Raw genomic sequence first — 16,793 nt, 5'->3', positions numbered from 1 at the left:
ACCAGCCCATGAGCCACCGCGGCCGGGCTCCGAGCGGCCGCACCAGCATCAAGGAGGATCCACCCATGGAGATCAATGTCGTCGGACGCCACATGGACGTCCCGGACCGATTCCGCCGCCATCTCGAGGACAAGCTCGACAAGGTCACCCAGTTCGCCCCGGAGGCGCTGCGCGTGGACGTCGAGATCTCCCAGGAGAAGAACCCTCGGCAGGCCGAGCTCAGTGACCGCGTGGAGCTCACCGTCCACGACCGCGGCACGGTGATCCGCTCCGAGGCCCGCGCGGATGATCTCTACGGAGCCCTCGATGTCGCCTACGGCAAACTGCTGGAGCGCCTGCGCCGCGCCCGCGATCGCCGCAAGGACCACCGTCGGGGCCGGAACCGCGCGCACCAGGCCACCGGTGCCTCGCTGCGCACCATGACCGCCGACCAGGAGCTCCCCGAAGCGCTGCGCCAGGACCCACCGGCACCGCCGCAGACCGACAGCACGGCCGAGGAACCGGCCGAGCAGGATCTCGCCGAGACCGGCAGCCCGGTGGTGATCCGCGAGAAGAAGCATCCCGCCACCCCCATGACCGTGGACGATGCGCTCTACCAGATGGAGCTCGTGGGGCACGACTTCTTCCTGTTCATCGACGAGAAGAGCGGAAACCCCAAGGTGGTCTACCGCCGCAAGGGCTGGAACTACGGCGTGATCGAGCTGGAGAACGAGACCCAGCAGGACTGAGCAATCGGGCCTGAGCACGTCGGGGCGAGAACTCCTCGCTCCACGGGGCGGGAGAGGCGGGGAACGCCTCTCCCGCCCCGCACTGTGCAGCGCCGACGCACCGGCGCGGCACGCCGCACAGTTCCGCGCCGCATAGGCCCACGCCGCACAGTTCACCGTGGCGCGCTTCAGCCCACTGCGGCGCGAGGCTCAGCCCCGCGTGACGTGAGGCTCGGCGCAGCCTGACGAACCGCGCCACATCGACCCGTACGATGGGGCAGGCATTCCCCGCCGTCCGCGGCGGCACCAACACCAACGGGAGCACGAGTGGTCAACCTCTTCGACAGGATCCTGCGCGCCGGCGAAGGTCGGGAACGGCGGCGGCTGGAGGTCATCGCCCGCCGCGTGGGCGAGGCAGAGGACGTCTTCACCGAGCTGACCGACGAGGAGCTGCGCGAGGAGACCACGCGCTTCAAGGAGCGGCTGGAGGACGGCGAGACCCTGGATGACATCCAGGTCGAAGCCTTCGCCGCCGTGCGCGAAGCCGCCCGTCGGACCCTGGGCCAGCGCCCCTACGACGTGCAGGTGATGGGTGGGGCGGCCCTGCATCGCGGCCGCATCGCGGAGATGAAGACCGGTGAGGGCAAGACCCTGGTCGCCACCCTCCCGGCCTACCTCAACGCGCTCGCCGGCAAGGGCGTGCACATCGTCACCGTCAACGACTACCTGGCCACCTACCAGTCCGACCTCATGGGCCGCGTGTTCCGTGCCCTGGGTCTGTCCACCGGCGTGATCTCCTCCGGGATGAGCCCCGCCGAGCGCCGCGAGCAGTACAACGCGGACATCACCTACGGCACCAACAACGAGTTCGGCTTCGACTACCTGCGCGACAACATGGCCCTCAAGCCCGAGGACCGGGTCCAGCGCGGGCATTTCTTCGCCATCGTCGACGAGGTGGACTCGATCCTCATCGACGAGGCCCGTACCCCGCTGATCATCTCCGGACCCGGCTCCGGGGATGCCAACAAGTGGTTCGCCGAGTTCGCGAAGGTTGCCAAGCTCCTGCGGCGCGACCGCGACTACGAGGTCGATGAGAAGAAGCGCACCGTGGGCGTGCTGGAGTCCGGGATCGACAAGGTCGAGGATCACCTCGGCATCGAGAACCTGTACGAGTCGCTCAACACTCCGCTGATCGGCTTTCTGAACAACTCCATCAAGGCCAAGGAGCTGTTCAAGCGGGACAAGGACTACGTGGTCCTCAACGGCGAAGTGATGATCGTCGATGAGCACACCGGTCGTATCCTCGCCGGTCGCCGCTACAACGAGGGCATGCACCAGGCCATCGAGGCCAAGGAGGGGGTGAAGATCAAGGCTGAGAACCAGACCCTGGCCACGATCACCCTCCAGAACTACTTCAAGCTCTACGACAAGCTCTCCGGAATGACCGGCACCGCGGAGACCGAGGCCGCCGAGTTCATGAACACCTACAAGCTCGGCGTGGTCCCCATCCCCACGCACCGCGCGATGATCCGCGAGGATCAGCCGGACCGGATCTATCGCACCGAGAAAGCGAAGTTCGACGCGGTCGTCGAGGACATCGTCGAACGGCACGAGACCGGCCAGCCGGTGCTGGTGGGCACCACGAGCGTGGAGAAATCCGAGTACCTCTCCGGACTGCTGAAGAAGCAGGGCGTTCCGCATGAGGTGCTCAACGCCAAGAACCACGCCCAGGAGGCCGGGATCGTCGCGATGGCCGGGGCCAAGGGCGCCGTCACCGTGGCGACGAACATGGCCGGCCGCGGCACCGACATCATGCTGGGCGGCAACGTCGAGTTCATGGCCCACGCGGCGCTGGAGAAGCGCGGCCTGGATGCCGAGGAGGACCCCGAGGCGTACGAGCAGGCCTGGGATGAGGAGCTCGAGCGCGCCAAGACGCAGGTCGAGGACGACCATGACGAGGTGGCCGCACTCGGCGGGCTGTACGTGCTGGGCACCGAGCGTCACGAATCGCGCCGCATCGACAACCAGCTGCGCGGCCGTTCCGGTCGCCAGGGCGACCCGGGGGAGTCCCGCTTCTACCTGTCGCTGCAGGATGACCTGATGCGGCTGTTCAACGCCGGGGCGGCCGAGCAGCTGCTGGCCCGCGGCGGGGTGGATGAGTCGATCCCGCTGACCGGCCGCATGGTCTCCGGCGCGATCCAGCGCGCCCAGAACTCGATCGAATCGCGCAATGCGGAGATCCGGAAGAACGTCCTGAAGTATGACGACGTGCTGACCAAGCAGCGCAAGAAGTTCTACGACGAGCGCGCCCGCATCCTCGAGGGCGAGGACCTGGACCCCCACATCCAGCGGTTCATCGAAGAGGTCCTGGGCGGCACGATCGATGAGCACACCCGCGGCAAGCCCGCCGAGGACGTGGACCTCGAGGAGCTGTGGGGCGCCCTGCGTCCGGCCTACCCGATCTCGCTGACCGCTGAGGAGCTCATCGAGGAGGCCGGTGGCAAGGAGAATCTCGATGCGGCGATGCTGCGCGAGGAGATCCTGGCCGATGCCGAGGTCGCCTACGAGCAGCGCCGCGAGGAGCTGGGGGAGGACGCCCTGCACCAGCTGCAGCGCCGCGTGCTGCTGTCGGTCATGGACCGTCGCTGGCGTGAGCACCTCTACGAGATGGACTACCTCAAGGAGGGCATCGGCCTGCGAGCGATGGCGCAGCGCGACCCGCTCATCGAGTACGAGCGCGAAGGCCACCTCATGTTCAACGACATGACCGCCGGGGTGAAGGAGGACGTGGTCGGCTACGTCTACCACCTCGAGGTCCAGGTCGAGAAGCCGCAGTCCGTGGTGCCCAAGGCCGTGAGCGATCTGCTGAAGTCCGCGGCGACGAAGGTCGGCGGCGCAGCAGGGGCTGCGCAGGAAGCGGGCGACGCGGACAATGCCGACTCCGGTAGCACCTCGACCGCGGATGACGCTGCACAGGACGCTTCGCAGAAGGCTGCGCAGGATTCGGACGCGGCGGAGGCGGAGCAGACCGCGAGCGAGTCGATGGATGAGGAAAACTCGGTGGTGCTGCGCGCCAAGGGGCTGGATGACGGCCCGGATGAACGGCAGCTGCGCTACTCCTCGGCCGAAAGCAGCGGGGTACAGGATTCGAGCACGCTCTCGCGCAAGGAGCGCCGCTGGCAGGCCCGTGGTGGATCCGCGGCCTCTCGCACGGTGTCCGATAAGCCCGAGGGCGCACCGCAGGAGGAGGCGGCCAATCGGGCGCAGCGGCGGGCGGCACGTCGTCGGCGCCGCCGCTGAGCGGTCAGCCGATCTCCAGCACGGTCACGCGCCAGCCGGAGTGCCGCAGCTCCCAGCGCATGGCAAGGAAGCGGGAGCGGTCCACCTCGCGCAGCACGCAGCTGGCCTCCACCGCACGGTCGGAGACCACGCAGGTGCGCACCCCGGTGACCTCCAGGCGCCGGGTCGGGGCGTGACCGGTCGCCGCCCGCAGACGCCGAGTCAGCGCTGCACGCTGCGCCAGATGCAGCCCCACCTCCGGGGTCACCAGGCGCGATAGCGCTGTGGGCGGGCACATATCGCGCACGATCTCCACGGCCCGCCGGGCGACGGGCGCGACGAGCTGCTGGACCATCTCGGGACTGCTCGCGCCGCAGCGCAGGCCAACAGGCTGCTCGATCTCGGTCAGGGAACGCTGGTCGGTGGTGCTCATCGGTCCTCCTGGATGTCCCCGGCGGGGACGGTCAGTTTCTGGCCCGGGAGCAGCAGGTCGGGATCATCCCCGATCACGTCCCGGTTGGTCTCGTACAGCAGGGGCCACAGGGCGGAGATGTCCGCGGCAGGATCTGGACCCGGGCCCAGCAGGTCATCGGCGATGCTCCACAGGGAGTCGCCCTCGGCGACCACGATCACGCGGGGCGGATGCGCGCCCTCACCACTCTTGGCCGCTGCGTTCTTGGGGTTCGCGGGCGCTGCGGGCTCCTGGGCAGGCTCTGCAGGCGCCTCAGAGCTCCCTGGCTGCGATGACGCAGTGGAGGGCCCGGACCGCACCGGCGGCGCAGCGTCCCCAGGCTCGGCAGGTTGCTCAGACTCAGCAGGCTGCTCAGACTCTGCGGGCGGCTCGGACTCGTCGGATCCAGCAGGTTCGCTGGGCTGCTCAGCATCGGACGGAGCAGACTTGCCGGGCTGATCCGGCTGTGCGGTCGATGGCTCTGGCTCCTCCCAGCCCAGCGGCGGCAACTGCCCGTCGTCGGTCGCCGCATCCCCGTCGGCCGGGGCGTCGTCATCGGCCGACGTATTCCCATCGGCCGGTGCTGACCCCTCACGGGGCGAAGGCTGCTCTGTCTCCGGCTCCGTGGTCTCGGCCGGGGCCGGGCTCGTCGGCGCCGGATGCTCCGGTGCATCGGTACCGGTCAGATCGCTGCTGGTCGAGGACCAGGAATTCGCTGGAGGCTGCGGTGGCTCCGATTCGGCGGCGGTGGCCGGCGCCAGCACCAGGGCGGTCGCGGTGGTCGCTACGGCTGCGGTGCAGGTGATGCGGCGTGCCAGACGGGGCGCGAGCACGCGCAATGCGCGCACGGCCAGGCGCCCGCCGCGGGCGGCCGGTCCCAGGCTGAGCGCGATGGCCGCGAGTGCCCAGATCGCCGCGAGGTACAGACACAGCACCGTGCCGGCAGCCCCCACGGCGGCGAGCACCCACCCGAAGAGCTGCTCCGTGGGCGGCGCTGAGCTCGCATCCTGCAGCAGGCGCACGGCTCCGCGTGCCATCGCAGCACCGCCCGCAGCGGCGAGCAGCGCTCCGCCCGCCATCGCCAGTGGATGCGGTCGTCGGTCGTCCTTCGTCGGCATCTCGGCCCCTAACCCCAACACCCGATCGTGTTGTTTGATGCAGTTTGATGATGAGTGACGCTCTGTTGGGGAATGTAGTGCCGATCACGCGTCAATGCAACAGTCCGTCAGCATCTGAGGGGCTTGGTTCGGTCCTGGAGGGTGCGGCCTACAGTGATGCCATGCGGTTCGACAGGATGTTCGAGGACCTCGAGGCACGCTTCGCGCACCACGAGGACGAAGAGATGAGGGCCGTCTCCGAAGAGCTCGGCCGCGCCGAGCGCGCCCAGGTCACCCTCGCCGACCGCCTCCGTGGCGCCGGGGATGCGCCGCTGACGTTGCACCTGGGTGCGGACCTGCGACTGATCGGTCAGGTGGACGAGCTGGGGCCCGACTGGCTCCTGCTGCAGGGGACCCGGTCAGCACCCGAGCGGGCGATCATTCCGCTGCACAGCATCAGCCTGGTCCTCGGACTGCCGGTCCGAGCGCGACCGGAGACGGAATCCGTGCTCTCACCGCGCTCGCTCGGATCCCTGCTGCGCGAGGTGGCGCGGGATCGCAGCATCGTGCGCATGCACACCGCTGCGGGGATGATGACCGGACGCCTTTCCACAGTGGGAGCCGATGCCCTGGACCTGCACACGCTGCCCACGGGGGAGAGCACGCTGGTGCCCGGCTCTACGCGGGTCACGGTGCCGCTGCCTGCGCTGCGAGCCCTGCTGCTGCAGTGATCTCCCGCCCGGCAGCACGATCGGGCTAGGACGATGCAGCGCAGAACCGGGCGACCTTTGCCATGAGGTGGTTCGCAGGCGCTCGGAATCGGGCGGGTACGGCGCTCGGCGCGGACGGACCGCGTGGTGCTCAGGCCTCGGTGGTCTGCGCGTTCGCGCGCTCCTCCTCGACCATCCGGGCGGTCGCCTCATAGCGGCGCTGGATGTAGGACTCGATCTCGGTGTCCTCGACGCGCCACTGCCCGCGCCCGCCGACCTTGATGGCACGCAGCTCCCCGGAGCGCACGAGCGCATAGGCCTGTGTGGCGGAGATGGACAGCATCTCAGCCACATCGGAGAGTGGGACGAAGCGGGGCGCCATCGACGATCCTTCCGGTCGGACACACCAGCGGTGAACAGCCCCCAGTCTCGCATCTGTGCGCCAGCGGCCGCGGCACCTTGTGGATAACGCGCGTCGCCCGGCCCGTGAGACCCGAGTTATCCACAATCGCGACGTCCGGGCCCCGTCGGCGGCGACGCTGTCGTAGCCTCCCTGCAGATCCCGGTCGCAGGGGACCGGGGCGCATGACCACGGACCGCGGAGCAGACAGTGCACGCAGAGGGGAGCAGACCGTGACGAGCAGCGCACCGGTGATGAGGCTGCGCAGACCGCGGTGGCGAGATCCGCGTCTGCTGGTGGGGATCGTGCTGGTTCTGGCGAGCGTGCTGCTGGGTGCGCTCCTGGTGGGTCGCCTCTCGGCCACCACCACGGTTCTGGTGGCGGCCTCCCCGATCGTTCCCGGGGATGTCATCGCCGAGGCGGACCTCACCGAGGTGGAGCTGCGACTGGGCGAGCAGGAAGAGCTGTACGTCGGGACGCTCTCCGCCGTCCCCGAGGGGGCCGTGGCCACGACCACGATCAGGTCCGGTGAGCTGTTGCCGCGGTCCGCGGTGGGCCAGCCGGCCGATGTGCCGCTGCGGCCCGTCGTGATCCCGGTGGATCGCACCGTTGCCGAATCGGTCACCCCGGGCGCCCAAGTGGAGCTGTGGCACACCGCCGATGAGAGCGCCGACGGCGCCCCCGGCCAGGCGCGCCTGCTGGTCGAGGAGGCCGTCGTGCGCCGGATCGATGAGGGCAGCTCCCTGGGCATGCGCTCGATGGCCGTGGAGGTGCTGGTCCCTGTCGGTGATGTCGCCGCTGTTCTCGAGGTCCTCGCCCAGGATGAGCGGCTGGATGTCATCGGCGTGCCCGGAGCGCATGAGGTCGCACCGTGATCGACATCGTGCTGTGCGCATCGGGCAGCGACGAGGTCCGCATCGTCCACGACCTCGCCCAGGACCGCTCGCGCCCCGCCCGCGTGGTGCGCCGCTGCGCGGACCTCGCGGAGACGCTCGCGGTCAGCTCAGCCGGCATCGGCGATGTGGTGCTGATCGACCTGACCGTCAAAGGGCTCGGACGGGACGCGCTGAGCGCACTGCTGCGCGAGAGCGCCGTCGTGGGGCTGCAGCATGAGCAGGACGGCGAGACCACCACCCTTGGCCTGCGTCATGTGGTGCCGGTGACCGCCCCGGTCGACGAGATCCTGCGCGCCGCCGCGGCCGCCCTGGCCGGAGACGGTGCAGACACCGCCCCGACGAGAGCCCAGGAGACCGCGGTCGATGAGGCGTCAGCGGGCCGGATCATCGCGGTATGGGGGCCGACGGGAGCGCCCGGCCGCTCCACCATCGCCGTGAACCTCGCGGCGGAGGCAGCGCTCGCCGGGACCGAGACGGTCCTGGTGGATGCCGATACATACGGACCTGCGCAGAGCCAGATGCTCGGCGTGCTGGATGAGGCGCCGGGCCTGGTCGCTGCCTGCCGGGCGCAGGACCGCGACACGCTCGATGCGGCGACCCTCGAGTCGCTGCTGCCCATGGTCCAGCCACGTCTGCGTCTGCTCAGCGGCATCGGCGTGCCGGGGCGCTGGGCAGAGGTGCGTCGCACCGCCGTGGACGGCCTGTGGCCGGTGCTGGCCCGCCGCGGGGGCCTGGTGGTGGTGGACGTCGCCGCGGTGCTCGAGGAGGACGAGGAGCTCAGCTACGACACTGCCGCCCCGCAGCGCAATGCCGCAGCGATCAGCGCGCTCGCGCACGCGGACGCGGTGCTGGCCGTGGTCACCGCAGACCCGGTCTCCATCACCCGCTTGCTGCGCGATCATGCCCGCCTGCAGGAGATCGGGGTGCGGGAGCTGCATGTCGTGGTCAACCGCGTGGGAGCCCCCGTGCCGGGGGAGCGGGTGCGCGAGCTCATCGCGTCCCGCCTGCCGCTGGCATCGCTCAACCTGCTGCCCGATGACCCCGCCGTGTGCCGGGCCGCCGCGTGGGATGGAGCGCTGCTGAGCGAGAGCGCACCGCGCAGCGCCCTGCGTCGCGGCCTGCGGGATATCGCCGCCTCGCCGGCGGTGCAGGGCGCGGCAGCTCAGGCAGTGAGAGGATGAGCGGCATGAGGATCTACCTGCCGCTGCAGCCCACCGACCGCGAGACCCTCCAGTCCGCACAGGGCCGACTCGAGCTGGAGACAGGTCGTGCGGCCTGGGCGGTGACGCAGACGGCCCGCCAGGACCGGCCGGGTACCGATGAAGAAGACCTCGAGTACGACGCGCTGCAGGACGCGGTGCATGTGGCTCTGCAGGCAGCGGACCCGACATCGCGGGCGCTTGTGATCGCCGCCGATGTTCCCGGCAGCGCCCTCGACACTGCAGAGGACGGCGGGGCCTTCGGCGTGCAGCTCACAGAGATGACCAGCGCGCGCCTGGCCAGCATGCACGTCACCGAGCTGGATGCCGCCGCAGCCGCGGCCGATGACACGGACCCTGCCCTGCTGTGGTTCGACATCAGCGAGGGTCCTGAGGCTCTCGCCTACCTCGACGCTCGCCACTGACCCGTCGGCCGTCAGTTGCCCTGCGCCTCCCGGTAGGCGGCCGCGGAGCGCTCTTCGGCGCGCAGCACCGTCGAGACGTACGGTACCGCGGCCTTCTCCAGCCGCGGCCCGAGCAGCGGAACCTTCGCTACCAGGTCCCCGTCGATGCTCACCGTGGAGGATCTCGTTCCCGTGGGAGCCAGGCGCAGATCCGCGGTCATCGAGGCGGGGGTGCCCACCACCTCGATCGACATCGTTCCGGTGCGTGCTCCCCCGGACTCCGCGGCGGACCACCCCTGGGTCTCCCGCACCGTAACCGTCTGCCCGACGAACTTCCGCACCATGTCCGGCACCCGGTCGGTGGGCAGCGTCAGCTCCGTGCGCACGGTGAAGGGGCCCTGCTGCGGATCCCCCTCCACCGTGGAGGACGCGGCGGTGGCCCCGAGCGTCCGCGCCCGGAACTGCGGGTACTGGGGATCTGCGTACATCGCGGCGGCGCCCTGAGCGCTCAGCGGCAGCGTGAGGGTCTCGTTCAGCTTCATGGGTGTCCTTCCTCCGAGAAGCATCAGCCTAGGGGAGTGCGGCATCCGCCAGCGCGTCGCCGCCCCTGCGCACGGCCCCTATCCTGGTGCCATGCCGAGCCTGTCCAAGTTACTCTCCGACACCCCTGTGCTGACTGAGCAGCAGGAGGACTGGCTGCAGCATCTGGTGGGCGACTGGAACCTGCTGTCAGACCTGCTGCGTGCGGACCTCGTGCTGTGGATCCGCGGGGAGCAGGGCCCGATGGCGGTCGCGCACTGCCGCCCCGCCACTGGCTCCACCGTGTATTACGAGGACCCGGTGGGCGTGAGCCCGATCACCGAGCAGGGTCGCGAGCGGATCGAGCATCTCCTGGACGGCGCCGCCCCGGACTTCACCGTCCACTCCATCGAGCGGGAGGGACGCCCGGCCGAGGGGGTGATGGTGCCGGTATGCAAGCAGGGACAGAACCTCGCGGTGCTGGCCGCGGAATGCCCCGTGCGGGAGAGCGCTCCGTCCACCAGCGAGCAGCGTCAGCGGGCGCTGGGCGAGCATCTGCTGCGCATGCTCGCTGCCGGCGCATTCCCCATCGAGGGGGCGCCGATCCCGCCGCGCCGCGGCGCTCCGCGAGTGGGTGATGGCGTGGTCGAGCTCGACGCCGAGGGCACGGTGCAGTGGGCCTCGCCCAATGCCCGTTCGGCCTTTCACCGTTTCGGCATCGCCGGGGATCTGGAGGGCGTGCTCCTGGCGGAGGTGTGCACCGGCGTGCTGCAGTCACGCAGCCCGGTGGATGAGTCCCTGCCGCTGGTGCTCATGGGACGGGCGGCCTGGCGCTCGGACATGCAGGCTCGGGGCGGGACGCTCTCGCTGCGAGCCGTGCCGCTCACCACCGCGGGGCAGCGGCGCGGAGCGATCCTGCTGGTGCGGGATGTGACAGAGCTGCGGCGTCGGGAACGGGAGCTGATCACCAAGGACGCCACCATCCGCGAGGTCCACCATCGGGTGAAGAACAATCTGCAGACCGTGGCGGCGCTGCTGCGGATGCAGTCGCGCCGGATGAAGACCGATGAGGCGCGCGAGGCCCTCACCGAGGCGATGCGGCGCGTCTCCACGATCGCACTGGTCCACGAGTCTCTGCTGCAGGGTTCCTCGCAGGAGGCCGTCCATTTCGATGAGGTGATCGATCGTTGCCTGCGCCTCGCCGTGGACGCGGCGAGCGCTACCGTCCACCGGGCCGGAACCCCCCAGATCACCGAGGCGCAGGTCGAGGTGCGCACGGAGAAGATCGGGCGGGTGGGGCCGATCCGCGCCGAGGAGGCGACGCCGCTCGCGCTCGTCGTGACGGAGCTGGCGACCAATGCGGTCGAGCATGGACTCTCCGCGACCGGTGGGACGCTCACGATCCGCAGCGAGCGCACCGGATCCCACCTGATCATCGCGATCGAAGATGACGGTGAGGGGATGGGCAGCGCGAAGAAGCCGACGGGGCTGGGCACGAACATTGCCCTGACCCTCGTGCAGGGACAGCTCGGCGGCACGCTGACCTGGGAAGATAGGCCCGGTGGCGGCACCCGTGCCGTCATCGAGGTCTATCTGGACCCGATCATCGTCTGATCCGCACCATCTGATCCGCACCAGCGTCTGGACGTCATCATCGTCTGATCCGCATCCAGGGCCTGCCCCCGGCCGCGGCTCGCCGTCGCGGCGCGGGTCAGGGCTGGTTCATCGGCGATGCCGGGCTGCAGCTGCGATGCCGCAGCAGGTCACAGGGCGGCCGGTTCAGCTGGCGCGGCGCGCGCGGGCGTTGCGACGCTTGAGAGAGCGGCGCTCATCCTCGGACAGGCCGCCCCACACACCGGAATCCTGCCCGGTCTCCAGCGCGAACTTCAGGCAGGCCGTCATGACATCGCACTTCTGGCACACCGCCTTCGCCTCCTGGATCTGCGTGATCGCCGGTCCGGTGTTCCCGATGGGGAAGAACAGCTCGGGATCATGGTTGAGGCACTCGGCACGGTGGCGCCAGTCCATCGTCACTCTCTCTTTCCAGGACGTCGCGGCCCGCCCGGATGGGCGCGTCGCGACGGGGTCGCTCCCCGATCGGGGGCGTCTACGGTTCTCAGGCCCGTTCAACGGTGGCGGGGCGATGCCCCGGGACTCCGCGGAACGCTGCTCACCCCATTGTCTGGACCGGCCGCGGCGGCGACAAGGGTCTTCCCGCCCCGCTCGGGTGGCACTTCCCACACCGGCGGCCGGTGGGTCCACTCAGTGGTGAGACCGGCCACCAGGTCCTTGCCCTGCAGCGCCTTCACATGCTGCAGCGCGCAGCCGCAGCGGGGCGATGACACGCCGCCGCCGTGGGTACAGTGCGCCCCATGGCTCCAGCTCCCTCTGCTTCGCCCCGTCCCGCCGCCGATGCCCCAGACCCGTCGCCGCGCACCCGCCCCGTCGCGGCGATCCTGCTGGGCTGTGAGACGGGCGTGCTGATCCTCGCCGCGGGCTACTGCATCGTTGCGGTCACCGGCGGGCTGATCGCCGGGCGCTTCGGCATTGCGCTGGCCGTGTTCCTGCTGCTGTTCGCGGCGGCCACGGGCCTGGCGGCCCGGTCGGTGCTCGCCTCTGGCCGCTTCGGATTGGGGTTCGGGATCACCTGGCAGTTCTTCCAGGCGCTCGTGGCAGCGTCGATGCTGCGCGGCGGTCTGTACTGGCAGGGCGGGATCGCGCTGGCCCTTGCGATCGCGACCTTTGTCCAGCTGACCCGCCTGGTGCGCTCCACCCCGCTGCCCGGAGCGGACTGACCTGCCAGCCATCGGCCCCTCGCCGGTACGGAACGCGCGAGGCGAGGGGCCGATGGTCTGTGCGCAAGGCGCGCAGGTGGTGCCTCACTCCTGGGCGGCGAGCGCCGCGGCCGGTGCCGTGCGCGCGGCCGTCCGGGCCGGCAGCACCGAGGCGAGGGCCCCGGCGGCCAGGGCGAGGGCGAGCACGAGACCGAGCTGCGGCCAGGGGATCGTGATCGCGACCGGGTAAGCGGAGCCCATCACCGCGATGATGCCCAGCACTCCGTAGACCGCCCCGAGCAGCACCCCGAGCAGCGCCCCGACCAGGGATAGCAGCACACCTTCCCAGGTGAGCATGGCGCGCATCTGGCCGCGCGTGGTGCCGAGAGCCCGCAGCAGGGCGTTCTCCCCGGTGCGCTCGACCACACCGAGGCTCAGCGTGTTCGCCACGCCCACCAGCGCCACGAGCACCGCGACGGCCAGCAGCGCTACCGTGATGCCGAGCAGGATCCGCAGGATCTGCCCGTTGGTCTCCCGTTCGATCACACCGGCGGTTACGCTCGCCTCGCTGAAGCCGTCCTGTTCGAGCTTCTGCTGGACATCCAGCACTACCGCCGCCGCGTCGCGGTCCTGACGCGCGGCGCTGCCGGGATCGGCGAGATCGGCCAACAGCACCGGCTGCGCCCCATCACCGGTGATCTGCGCGAGGGTCTGCGGGGTCACGAGCGACATCTGTAGGTTCGCATCGATGCTCACGGTCAACGGCACCGCTCTGCCATCGGCTCCGGGCACCTCGATCCTCTGACCGCCCTCGAGCCCGAAGCGCTGCGCCCGCTCGAGCCCCATGGCCACCACCCCGTCAGCGAGGGTGTCGGCCACGCCCGGCCGATGGGACACCGCCGCGAGATCGGGGCCCGAGACGGCGTAGAGGGTCATCGGCTCCTCGGCCCCGACCTCCACATCCGTCCGGGCAGCGTCCACCACGGTGTCGATGCCGCGGATGTGACTGATCTGCGCGGCCGCGCCCTCAGGCATCTGCTGGGCCGTGATGACGATGTCTATCGGCCGACGGGAGTCCAGCTCGGCAGTGAGGGTGGTCTCGGCGGTACGGGCGCCGACGGCCATCATCGTCATGAGCGTCGTGCCGATCAGCAGCGCCGCGATCGTCGCAGCGCTGCGCCCCGGGGTGCGGGCCACATTCGCCCCGGCGATCCGGGCGGGCAGACCACCGATGCGCCCCAGCAGTGCGGCGAACAGCGCGCACAGCGGTCGCGTCAGCGGAATGAGCACGAGCAGGATTCCAGCAAAGCTCACCGCGCCGCCGAGCACCGAGACCAGCAGCCCGAGCCCGGCCTGTCCGCCGGTGGTCGCCGCCGCTCCTGCCCCGAGGGCGGCCAGTCCCGTCAGTAGGGCGATACCGCCGGCCACCTCCCGCAGCCGCGGCCCGCGCCGCCGCGCGGGCGGCTCGGCCCGCAGAGCCTGCAGGGGCGCCACCCGGGTCGCGGCACGCACGGGGACCAGGCTCGCCAACAGGGTGATGACAAAACCGGCCAGCAGCGGCAGCACGATGGACAGCACGGAGATGGGCACCAGGGCGACCGCCTCCAGCCAGCCCAGGGCAGCGGCGCCGATCAGCAGGGCCTGGACCAGCAGATGCCCGCCAAGGGTGCCGAGCGCCGCGCCGAGCAGTCCCACGAGCGCGGCCTCGCGCAGCACCACGCTGCGGACCTGCGCGCGGGTGGCGCCGACGGTGCGCAGCAGGGCGAGGCTGCGGATGCGCTGCGCGATCGTGATTGCGAAGGTGTTGGCGATCACCACTGCGGCGGTGAACAGGGCGATCAGCACGAAGACGGCGAGGATCGCCGCGAGCGGAGCCATGCCCTGCATGAACTGGTCCGCCTGCTCCGTGATCACCTCCTGCGCGGTCCTGACCTCGATTCCGGCCGGGGCCTGCTGCGCCACCTGGGCGGGGTCGGTGCCGTCGGCGACGGTCGCGAGCCAGGTTCCGCTGGTGGTGCCCGCGGTAGGGCCGAGTACGGTGGCGGCGTTGACCTCGCTGAGCAGCATCCTGCCGCCACCGCCGAACGCTGCGCCCGGCGGGAGGGCGGCGATGCCGGTGACGGTCAGCTCCAGTGGCTCCCCGGTCACGGAGAACTGTGCGGGAATGGAGATCTGGTCGTCGACGCCCACGTGCAGGGCGTCGGCGAGGGCGCGGTCGAGCACCACCTCCTGGGCCCTTGTGGCAGTGCGGCCCTGCTCCAGCTGCGGGACTGTGCCGGGCGGGCTGAGCGCGAGGGAGGTGAAGGCTTCATGGTCTGTAGAGCGCAGCATCGTGAAGTCCTCCACGAGCGGCCACACCTCCGTCGTGCCGTCCACGGCCGGGGCAGGAAGAGGCTGCTCGGACCCGAGATCCGCCCCGCTGAGCTCCTGAGTGACCACGAGGTCAGCGCCCTCGAAGCGCTGCGCTGCCTGGGCGCGGAGCGAGGCTTCGATCAGCCCCCCGGCGAGCACCATCACGGCGACGAATCCGCAGGACATGGCGATGGTGATGATCGCGGCGAGATGCCGACGCAGCGGGGTCAGGCGTACGGTTGCGCGGCTCATCGGGCCTCACCCGCCTGCGATGCGGTGCGAGGAGAGGTCTGCTCCGTGGCGCGGCCTGCTGCGAGGTCCTCATCGGCGGCGATCCGCCCATCGGCCAGGGTCAAGATGCGGTCAGCGCGCTCCGCGGCATCGCGCTCATGGGTCACCATCACCACGGTCTGTGCGAACTCGTCCACGCTCAGGCGTAGGAAGTCCAGCACCTCCTCGGTGGAGCGCGAGTCGAGGTTGCCGGTGGGCTCATCGGCGAACACCACGGCCGGGGAGGTGATCAGCGCCCGGGCGATCGCCACCCGCTGGATCTGGCCGCCGGAGAGCTGGGAAGGCCGGTGATCCAGGCGCTTGTCGATGCCGAAGGCTTCGGCGAGCGTCATCAGCCAGGTGCGATCGGCGCGGCGCCCGGCGAGCTCGAGCGGCAGCAGAATGTTCTGCTCGGCGGTCAGCATCGGCAGCAGGTTGAAGGACTGGAACACGAAGCCCACACGGTCGCGGCGCAACCGGGTCAGGGCGTCGTCACCGAGCGCGGTGATCTCCGTGCCCTCCAGGTGGATCGTGCCCTCATCCACCGCATCCAGACCGGCCAGCACGTGCATGAGGGTGGATTTCCCCGAGCCGGAGGGGCCCATGATCGCGGTGAACGCCCCGGCAGCGAGGTCCAGGTCCACGGCGTCCAGGGCGGTGACGGCCCCGGCCCCGGTGCCGTAGCGGCGGGTGACGCCGCGGGCGCGCAGAGCCGGACTGGCCGGCTGCGAGGGATCGGCGGGGACGTCGGGGGAGTGCTGCAGGGTGCTCATCGGGGAGTCCTTCGGCTCGATTCCAGCGGTCGAGCTCGATGCTCCTGCCCAGCGGCTGCCCGGCGCGTCCCTCTGCGGTCGCGTTCGGCCCATCCCCGGGCTGATCTGCCCGTCGTACCCGTCATACCGGGGTATGACAGGAGCGGCAGATGGCACCACCGGGGGATATCGGGGCCGGCTGCCCCGTGTCAGCGGCCGGTGTCCCCAGGCGTGACCAGGCCGGTCTCGAAGGCGATGATGACCGCCTGCACCCTGTCGCGGGCACCGAGCTTGGCGAGCACCCGGCCCACGTGGGTCTTCACCGTCGCCTCGGCGACGAACAGCTCGGCGCTGATCTCCTGATTGGACAGGCCCCGCCCCATGAGGGTCAGCACCTCCCGCTCGCGCTCGGTGAGGGCTTCGAGGGCGCTCGTGTCCGGGGCTGGGGTCTCCGGGGCGGTCACCACGCGTTCCAGCAGGCGGCGGGTGGCTGACGGAGCGATCACCGCATCGCCACGGTCGACGGTGCGGATCGCTGCCAGCAGATCCTCGGGCGGGGCGTCCTTGAGCAGGAAACCGGAGGCGCCGGCACGGATCGCCGCAACGACATACTCGTCAAGGTCGAACGTAGTCAGCACGATGATCTTCGGGGCCCGCTCCGCCGGGAGCAGCTCGAGGATTCGCGTGGTGGCCTCGATCCCATCCATCTGTGGCATGCGCACATCCATGAGCACCACATCGGTGCAGTGGCGCGTCAGCTGATCCACGGCCTCGCGACCATCGGAAGCCTGGACGATGACGTCCATATCGGGCTGCGAGTCGATCACCATCGCGAAACCGGTGCGGACCAGCTGCTGGTCATCCACCAGGGCGATGCGCAGGGGGCGCGCAGGCGGGGCCGGCCCTTATACACATCTCCGAGCCCACGAGACCAGGGATGGCTTCGGATGCCGTCTTCTGCCTGACAAAAAAAAACTGAACAA

General features: G+C 70.3%; 16 protein-coding genes. 8 read left to right on the top strand and 8 right to left on the bottom strand.

The window, feature by feature from the left end; translation table 11 throughout:
* The first annotated feature begins 65 nt into the window (after window positions 1–65).
* Window positions 66–728, top strand: a complete 663-nt coding sequence (gene raiA, locus MU407_RS00810) for a ribosome-associated translation inhibitor RaiA (protein ID WP_246954783.1) — start codon at window positions 66–68, stop codon at window positions 726–728.
* Window positions 729–1,034: 306 nt separating this feature from the next.
* Complete coding sequence (gene secA, locus MU407_RS00805) at window positions 1,035–4,007, top strand: preprotein translocase subunit SecA (RefSeq protein ID WP_246954692.1); 2,973 nt, start codon at window positions 1,035–1,037, stop codon at window positions 4,005–4,007.
* A 4-nt stretch (window positions 4,008–4,011) separates the two neighbouring features.
* Here secA and MU407_RS00800 read toward each other — a convergent pair whose 3' ends face one another.
* Both MU407_RS00800 and MU407_RS00795 read right to left on the bottom strand, forming a co-directional pair.
* Window positions 4,012–4,419, bottom strand: a complete 408-nt coding sequence (locus MU407_RS00800; RefSeq protein ID WP_233190598.1) for an Rv3235 family protein — start codon at window positions 4,417–4,419, stop codon at window positions 4,012–4,014.
* Window positions 4,416–5,555 carry a LysM domain-containing protein gene (locus MU407_RS00795; RefSeq protein ID WP_146007684.1) on the bottom strand — a complete coding sequence of 380 codons (1,140 nt, stop codon included), beginning with the start codon at window positions 5,553–5,555 and terminating at the stop codon, window positions 4,416–4,418. Before MU407_RS00795 ends, MU407_RS00800 begins: the two co-directional genes overlap by 4 nt.
* 161 nt (window positions 5,556–5,716) lie before the next feature.
* Between MU407_RS00795 and MU407_RS00790 the strand changes: the two genes are divergently transcribed.
* Window positions 5,717–6,265 (top strand): hypothetical protein, encoded by a 549-nt coding sequence (locus tag MU407_RS00790; protein WP_102235091.1) that lies wholly within the window; start codon window positions 5,717–5,719, stop codon window positions 6,263–6,265.
* A gap of 130 nt (window positions 6,266–6,395) precedes the next feature.
* On the opposite strand, the gene MU407_RS00785 is transcribed toward MU407_RS00790, so the two are convergent.
* Window positions 6,396–6,626 carry a helix-turn-helix domain-containing protein gene (locus tag MU407_RS00785; RefSeq protein WP_246954690.1) on the bottom strand — a complete coding sequence of 77 codons (231 nt, stop codon included), beginning with the start codon at window positions 6,624–6,626 and terminating at the stop codon, window positions 6,396–6,398.
* Between the two features lie 251 nt (window positions 6,627–6,877).
* On the opposite strand from MU407_RS00785, the gene MU407_RS00780 reads away from it, so the two are divergent.
* The 3 genes from MU407_RS00780 to MU407_RS00770 are packed head-to-tail and all read left to right on the top strand — an operon-like array spanning window position 6,878 to window position 9,164.
* Window positions 6,878–7,519 (top strand): SAF domain-containing protein, encoded by a 642-nt coding sequence (locus MU407_RS00780; RefSeq protein WP_102235093.1) that lies wholly within the window; start codon window positions 6,878–6,880, stop codon window positions 7,517–7,519.
* Window positions 7,516–8,721: a P-loop NTPase gene (locus MU407_RS00775; protein WP_102235094.1), complete on the top strand. Its 1,206-nt coding sequence runs from the start codon at window positions 7,516–7,518 to the stop codon at window positions 8,719–8,721. Before MU407_RS00780 ends, MU407_RS00775 begins: the two co-directional genes overlap by 4 nt.
* Before the next feature lie 5 nt (window positions 8,722–8,726).
* Complete coding sequence (locus MU407_RS00770; protein ID WP_102235095.1) at window positions 8,727–9,164, top strand: hypothetical protein; 438 nt, start codon at window positions 8,727–8,729, stop codon at window positions 9,162–9,164.
* A gap of 11 nt (window positions 9,165–9,175) precedes the next feature.
* Here MU407_RS00770 and MU407_RS00765 read toward each other — a convergent pair whose 3' ends face one another.
* The gene (locus tag MU407_RS00765) at window positions 9,176–9,685 is read right to left on the bottom strand and encodes a DUF2505 domain-containing protein (RefSeq protein WP_102235096.1); all 510 of its coding nucleotides are present in this window, start codon (window positions 9,683–9,685) and stop codon (window positions 9,176–9,178) included.
* A gap of 91 nt (window positions 9,686–9,776) precedes the next feature.
* Between MU407_RS00765 and MU407_RS00760 the strand changes: the two genes are divergently transcribed.
* Complete coding sequence (locus MU407_RS00760; protein ID WP_102235097.1) at window positions 9,777–11,276, top strand: PAS domain-containing sensor histidine kinase; 1,500 nt, start codon at window positions 9,777–9,779, stop codon at window positions 11,274–11,276.
* 165 nt (window positions 11,277–11,441) lie between these two features.
* Here MU407_RS00760 and MU407_RS00755 read toward each other — a convergent pair whose 3' ends face one another.
* The gene (locus MU407_RS00755) at window positions 11,442–11,690 is read right to left on the bottom strand and encodes a WhiB family transcriptional regulator (protein WP_102235098.1); all 249 of its coding nucleotides are present in this window, start codon (window positions 11,688–11,690) and stop codon (window positions 11,442–11,444) included.
* A gap of 344 nt (window positions 11,691–12,034) precedes the next feature.
* Between MU407_RS00755 and MU407_RS00750 the strand changes: the two genes are divergently transcribed.
* Window positions 12,035–12,457: a hypothetical protein gene (locus tag MU407_RS00750; protein ID WP_246954687.1), complete on the top strand. Its 423-nt coding sequence runs from the start codon at window positions 12,035–12,037 to the stop codon at window positions 12,455–12,457.
* Window positions 12,458–12,541: 84 nt separating this feature from the next.
* On the opposite strand, the gene MU407_RS00745 is transcribed toward MU407_RS00750, so the two are convergent.
* The 3 genes from MU407_RS00745 to MU407_RS00735 all read right to left on the bottom strand — a co-directional run bounded on the left by MU407_RS00745 (window position 12,542) and on the right by MU407_RS00735 (window position 16,676).
* On the bottom strand, window positions 12,542–15,040 hold the full coding sequence (locus tag MU407_RS00745) for an ABC transporter permease (RefSeq protein WP_246954683.1): 2,499 nt from the start codon (window positions 15,038–15,040) through the stop codon (window positions 12,542–12,544).
* On the bottom strand, window positions 15,037–15,831 hold the full coding sequence (locus MU407_RS00740; protein ID WP_246954679.1) for an ABC transporter ATP-binding protein: 795 nt from the start codon (window positions 15,829–15,831) through the stop codon (window positions 15,037–15,039). The genes MU407_RS00745 and MU407_RS00740 overlap by 4 nt, the downstream gene beginning before the upstream one ends.
* A gap of 188 nt (window positions 15,832–16,019) precedes the next feature.
* On the bottom strand, window positions 16,020–16,676 hold the full coding sequence (locus MU407_RS00735) for a response regulator transcription factor (RefSeq protein WP_348647988.1): 657 nt from the start codon (window positions 16,674–16,676) through the stop codon (window positions 16,020–16,022).
* Window positions 16,677–16,793: the final 117 nt, after the last annotated feature.

It is taken from the genome of Brachybacterium sp. Marseille-Q7125 (genome assembly GCF_023062615.1).
GTDB lineage: Bacteria > Actinomycetota > Actinomycetes > Actinomycetales > Dermabacteraceae > Brachybacterium.
This window is presented reverse-complemented; position numbering and strand designations above follow the sequence as displayed.

Coding starts and splice junctions, on each gene's coding strand:
- MU407_RS00755 (WP_102235098.1), bottom strand. CDS start 11,690: ATGGACTGGCGCCACCGTGCCGAGTGCCTCAACCATGATCCCGAGCTG.
- MU407_RS00750 (WP_246954687.1), top strand. CDS start 12,035: ATGGCTCCAGCTCCCTCTGCTTCGCCCCGTCCCGCCGCCGATGCCCCA.
- MU407_RS00745 (WP_246954683.1), bottom strand. CDS start 15,040: ATGAGCCGCGCAACCGTACGCCTGACCCCGCTGCGTCGGCATCTCGCC.
- MU407_RS00740 (WP_246954679.1), bottom strand. CDS start 15,831: ATGAGCACCCTGCAGCACTCCCCCGACGTCCCCGCCGATCCCTCGCAG.
- MU407_RS00785 (WP_246954690.1), bottom strand. CDS start 6,626: ATGGCGCCCCGCTTCGTCCCACTCTCCGATGTGGCTGAGATGCTGTCC.
- MU407_RS00795 (WP_146007684.1), bottom strand. CDS start 5,555: ATGCCGACGAAGGACGACCGACGACCGCATCCACTGGCGATGGCGGGC.
- MU407_RS00760 (WP_102235097.1), top strand. CDS start 9,777: ATGCCGAGCCTGTCCAAGTTACTCTCCGACACCCCTGTGCTGACTGAG.
- MU407_RS00770 (WP_102235095.1), top strand. CDS start 8,727: ATGAGGATCTACCTGCCGCTGCAGCCCACCGACCGCGAGACCCTCCAG.
- MU407_RS00800 (WP_233190598.1), bottom strand. CDS start 4,419: ATGAGCACCACCGACCAGCGTTCCCTGACCGAGATCGAGCAGCCTGTT.
- raiA (WP_246954783.1), top strand. CDS start 66: ATGGAGATCAATGTCGTCGGACGCCACATGGACGTCCCGGACCGATTC.
- MU407_RS00765 (WP_102235096.1), bottom strand. CDS start 9,685: ATGAAGCTGAACGAGACCCTCACGCTGCCGCTGAGCGCTCAGGGCGCC.
- MU407_RS00790 (WP_102235091.1), top strand. CDS start 5,717: ATGCGGTTCGACAGGATGTTCGAGGACCTCGAGGCACGCTTCGCGCAC.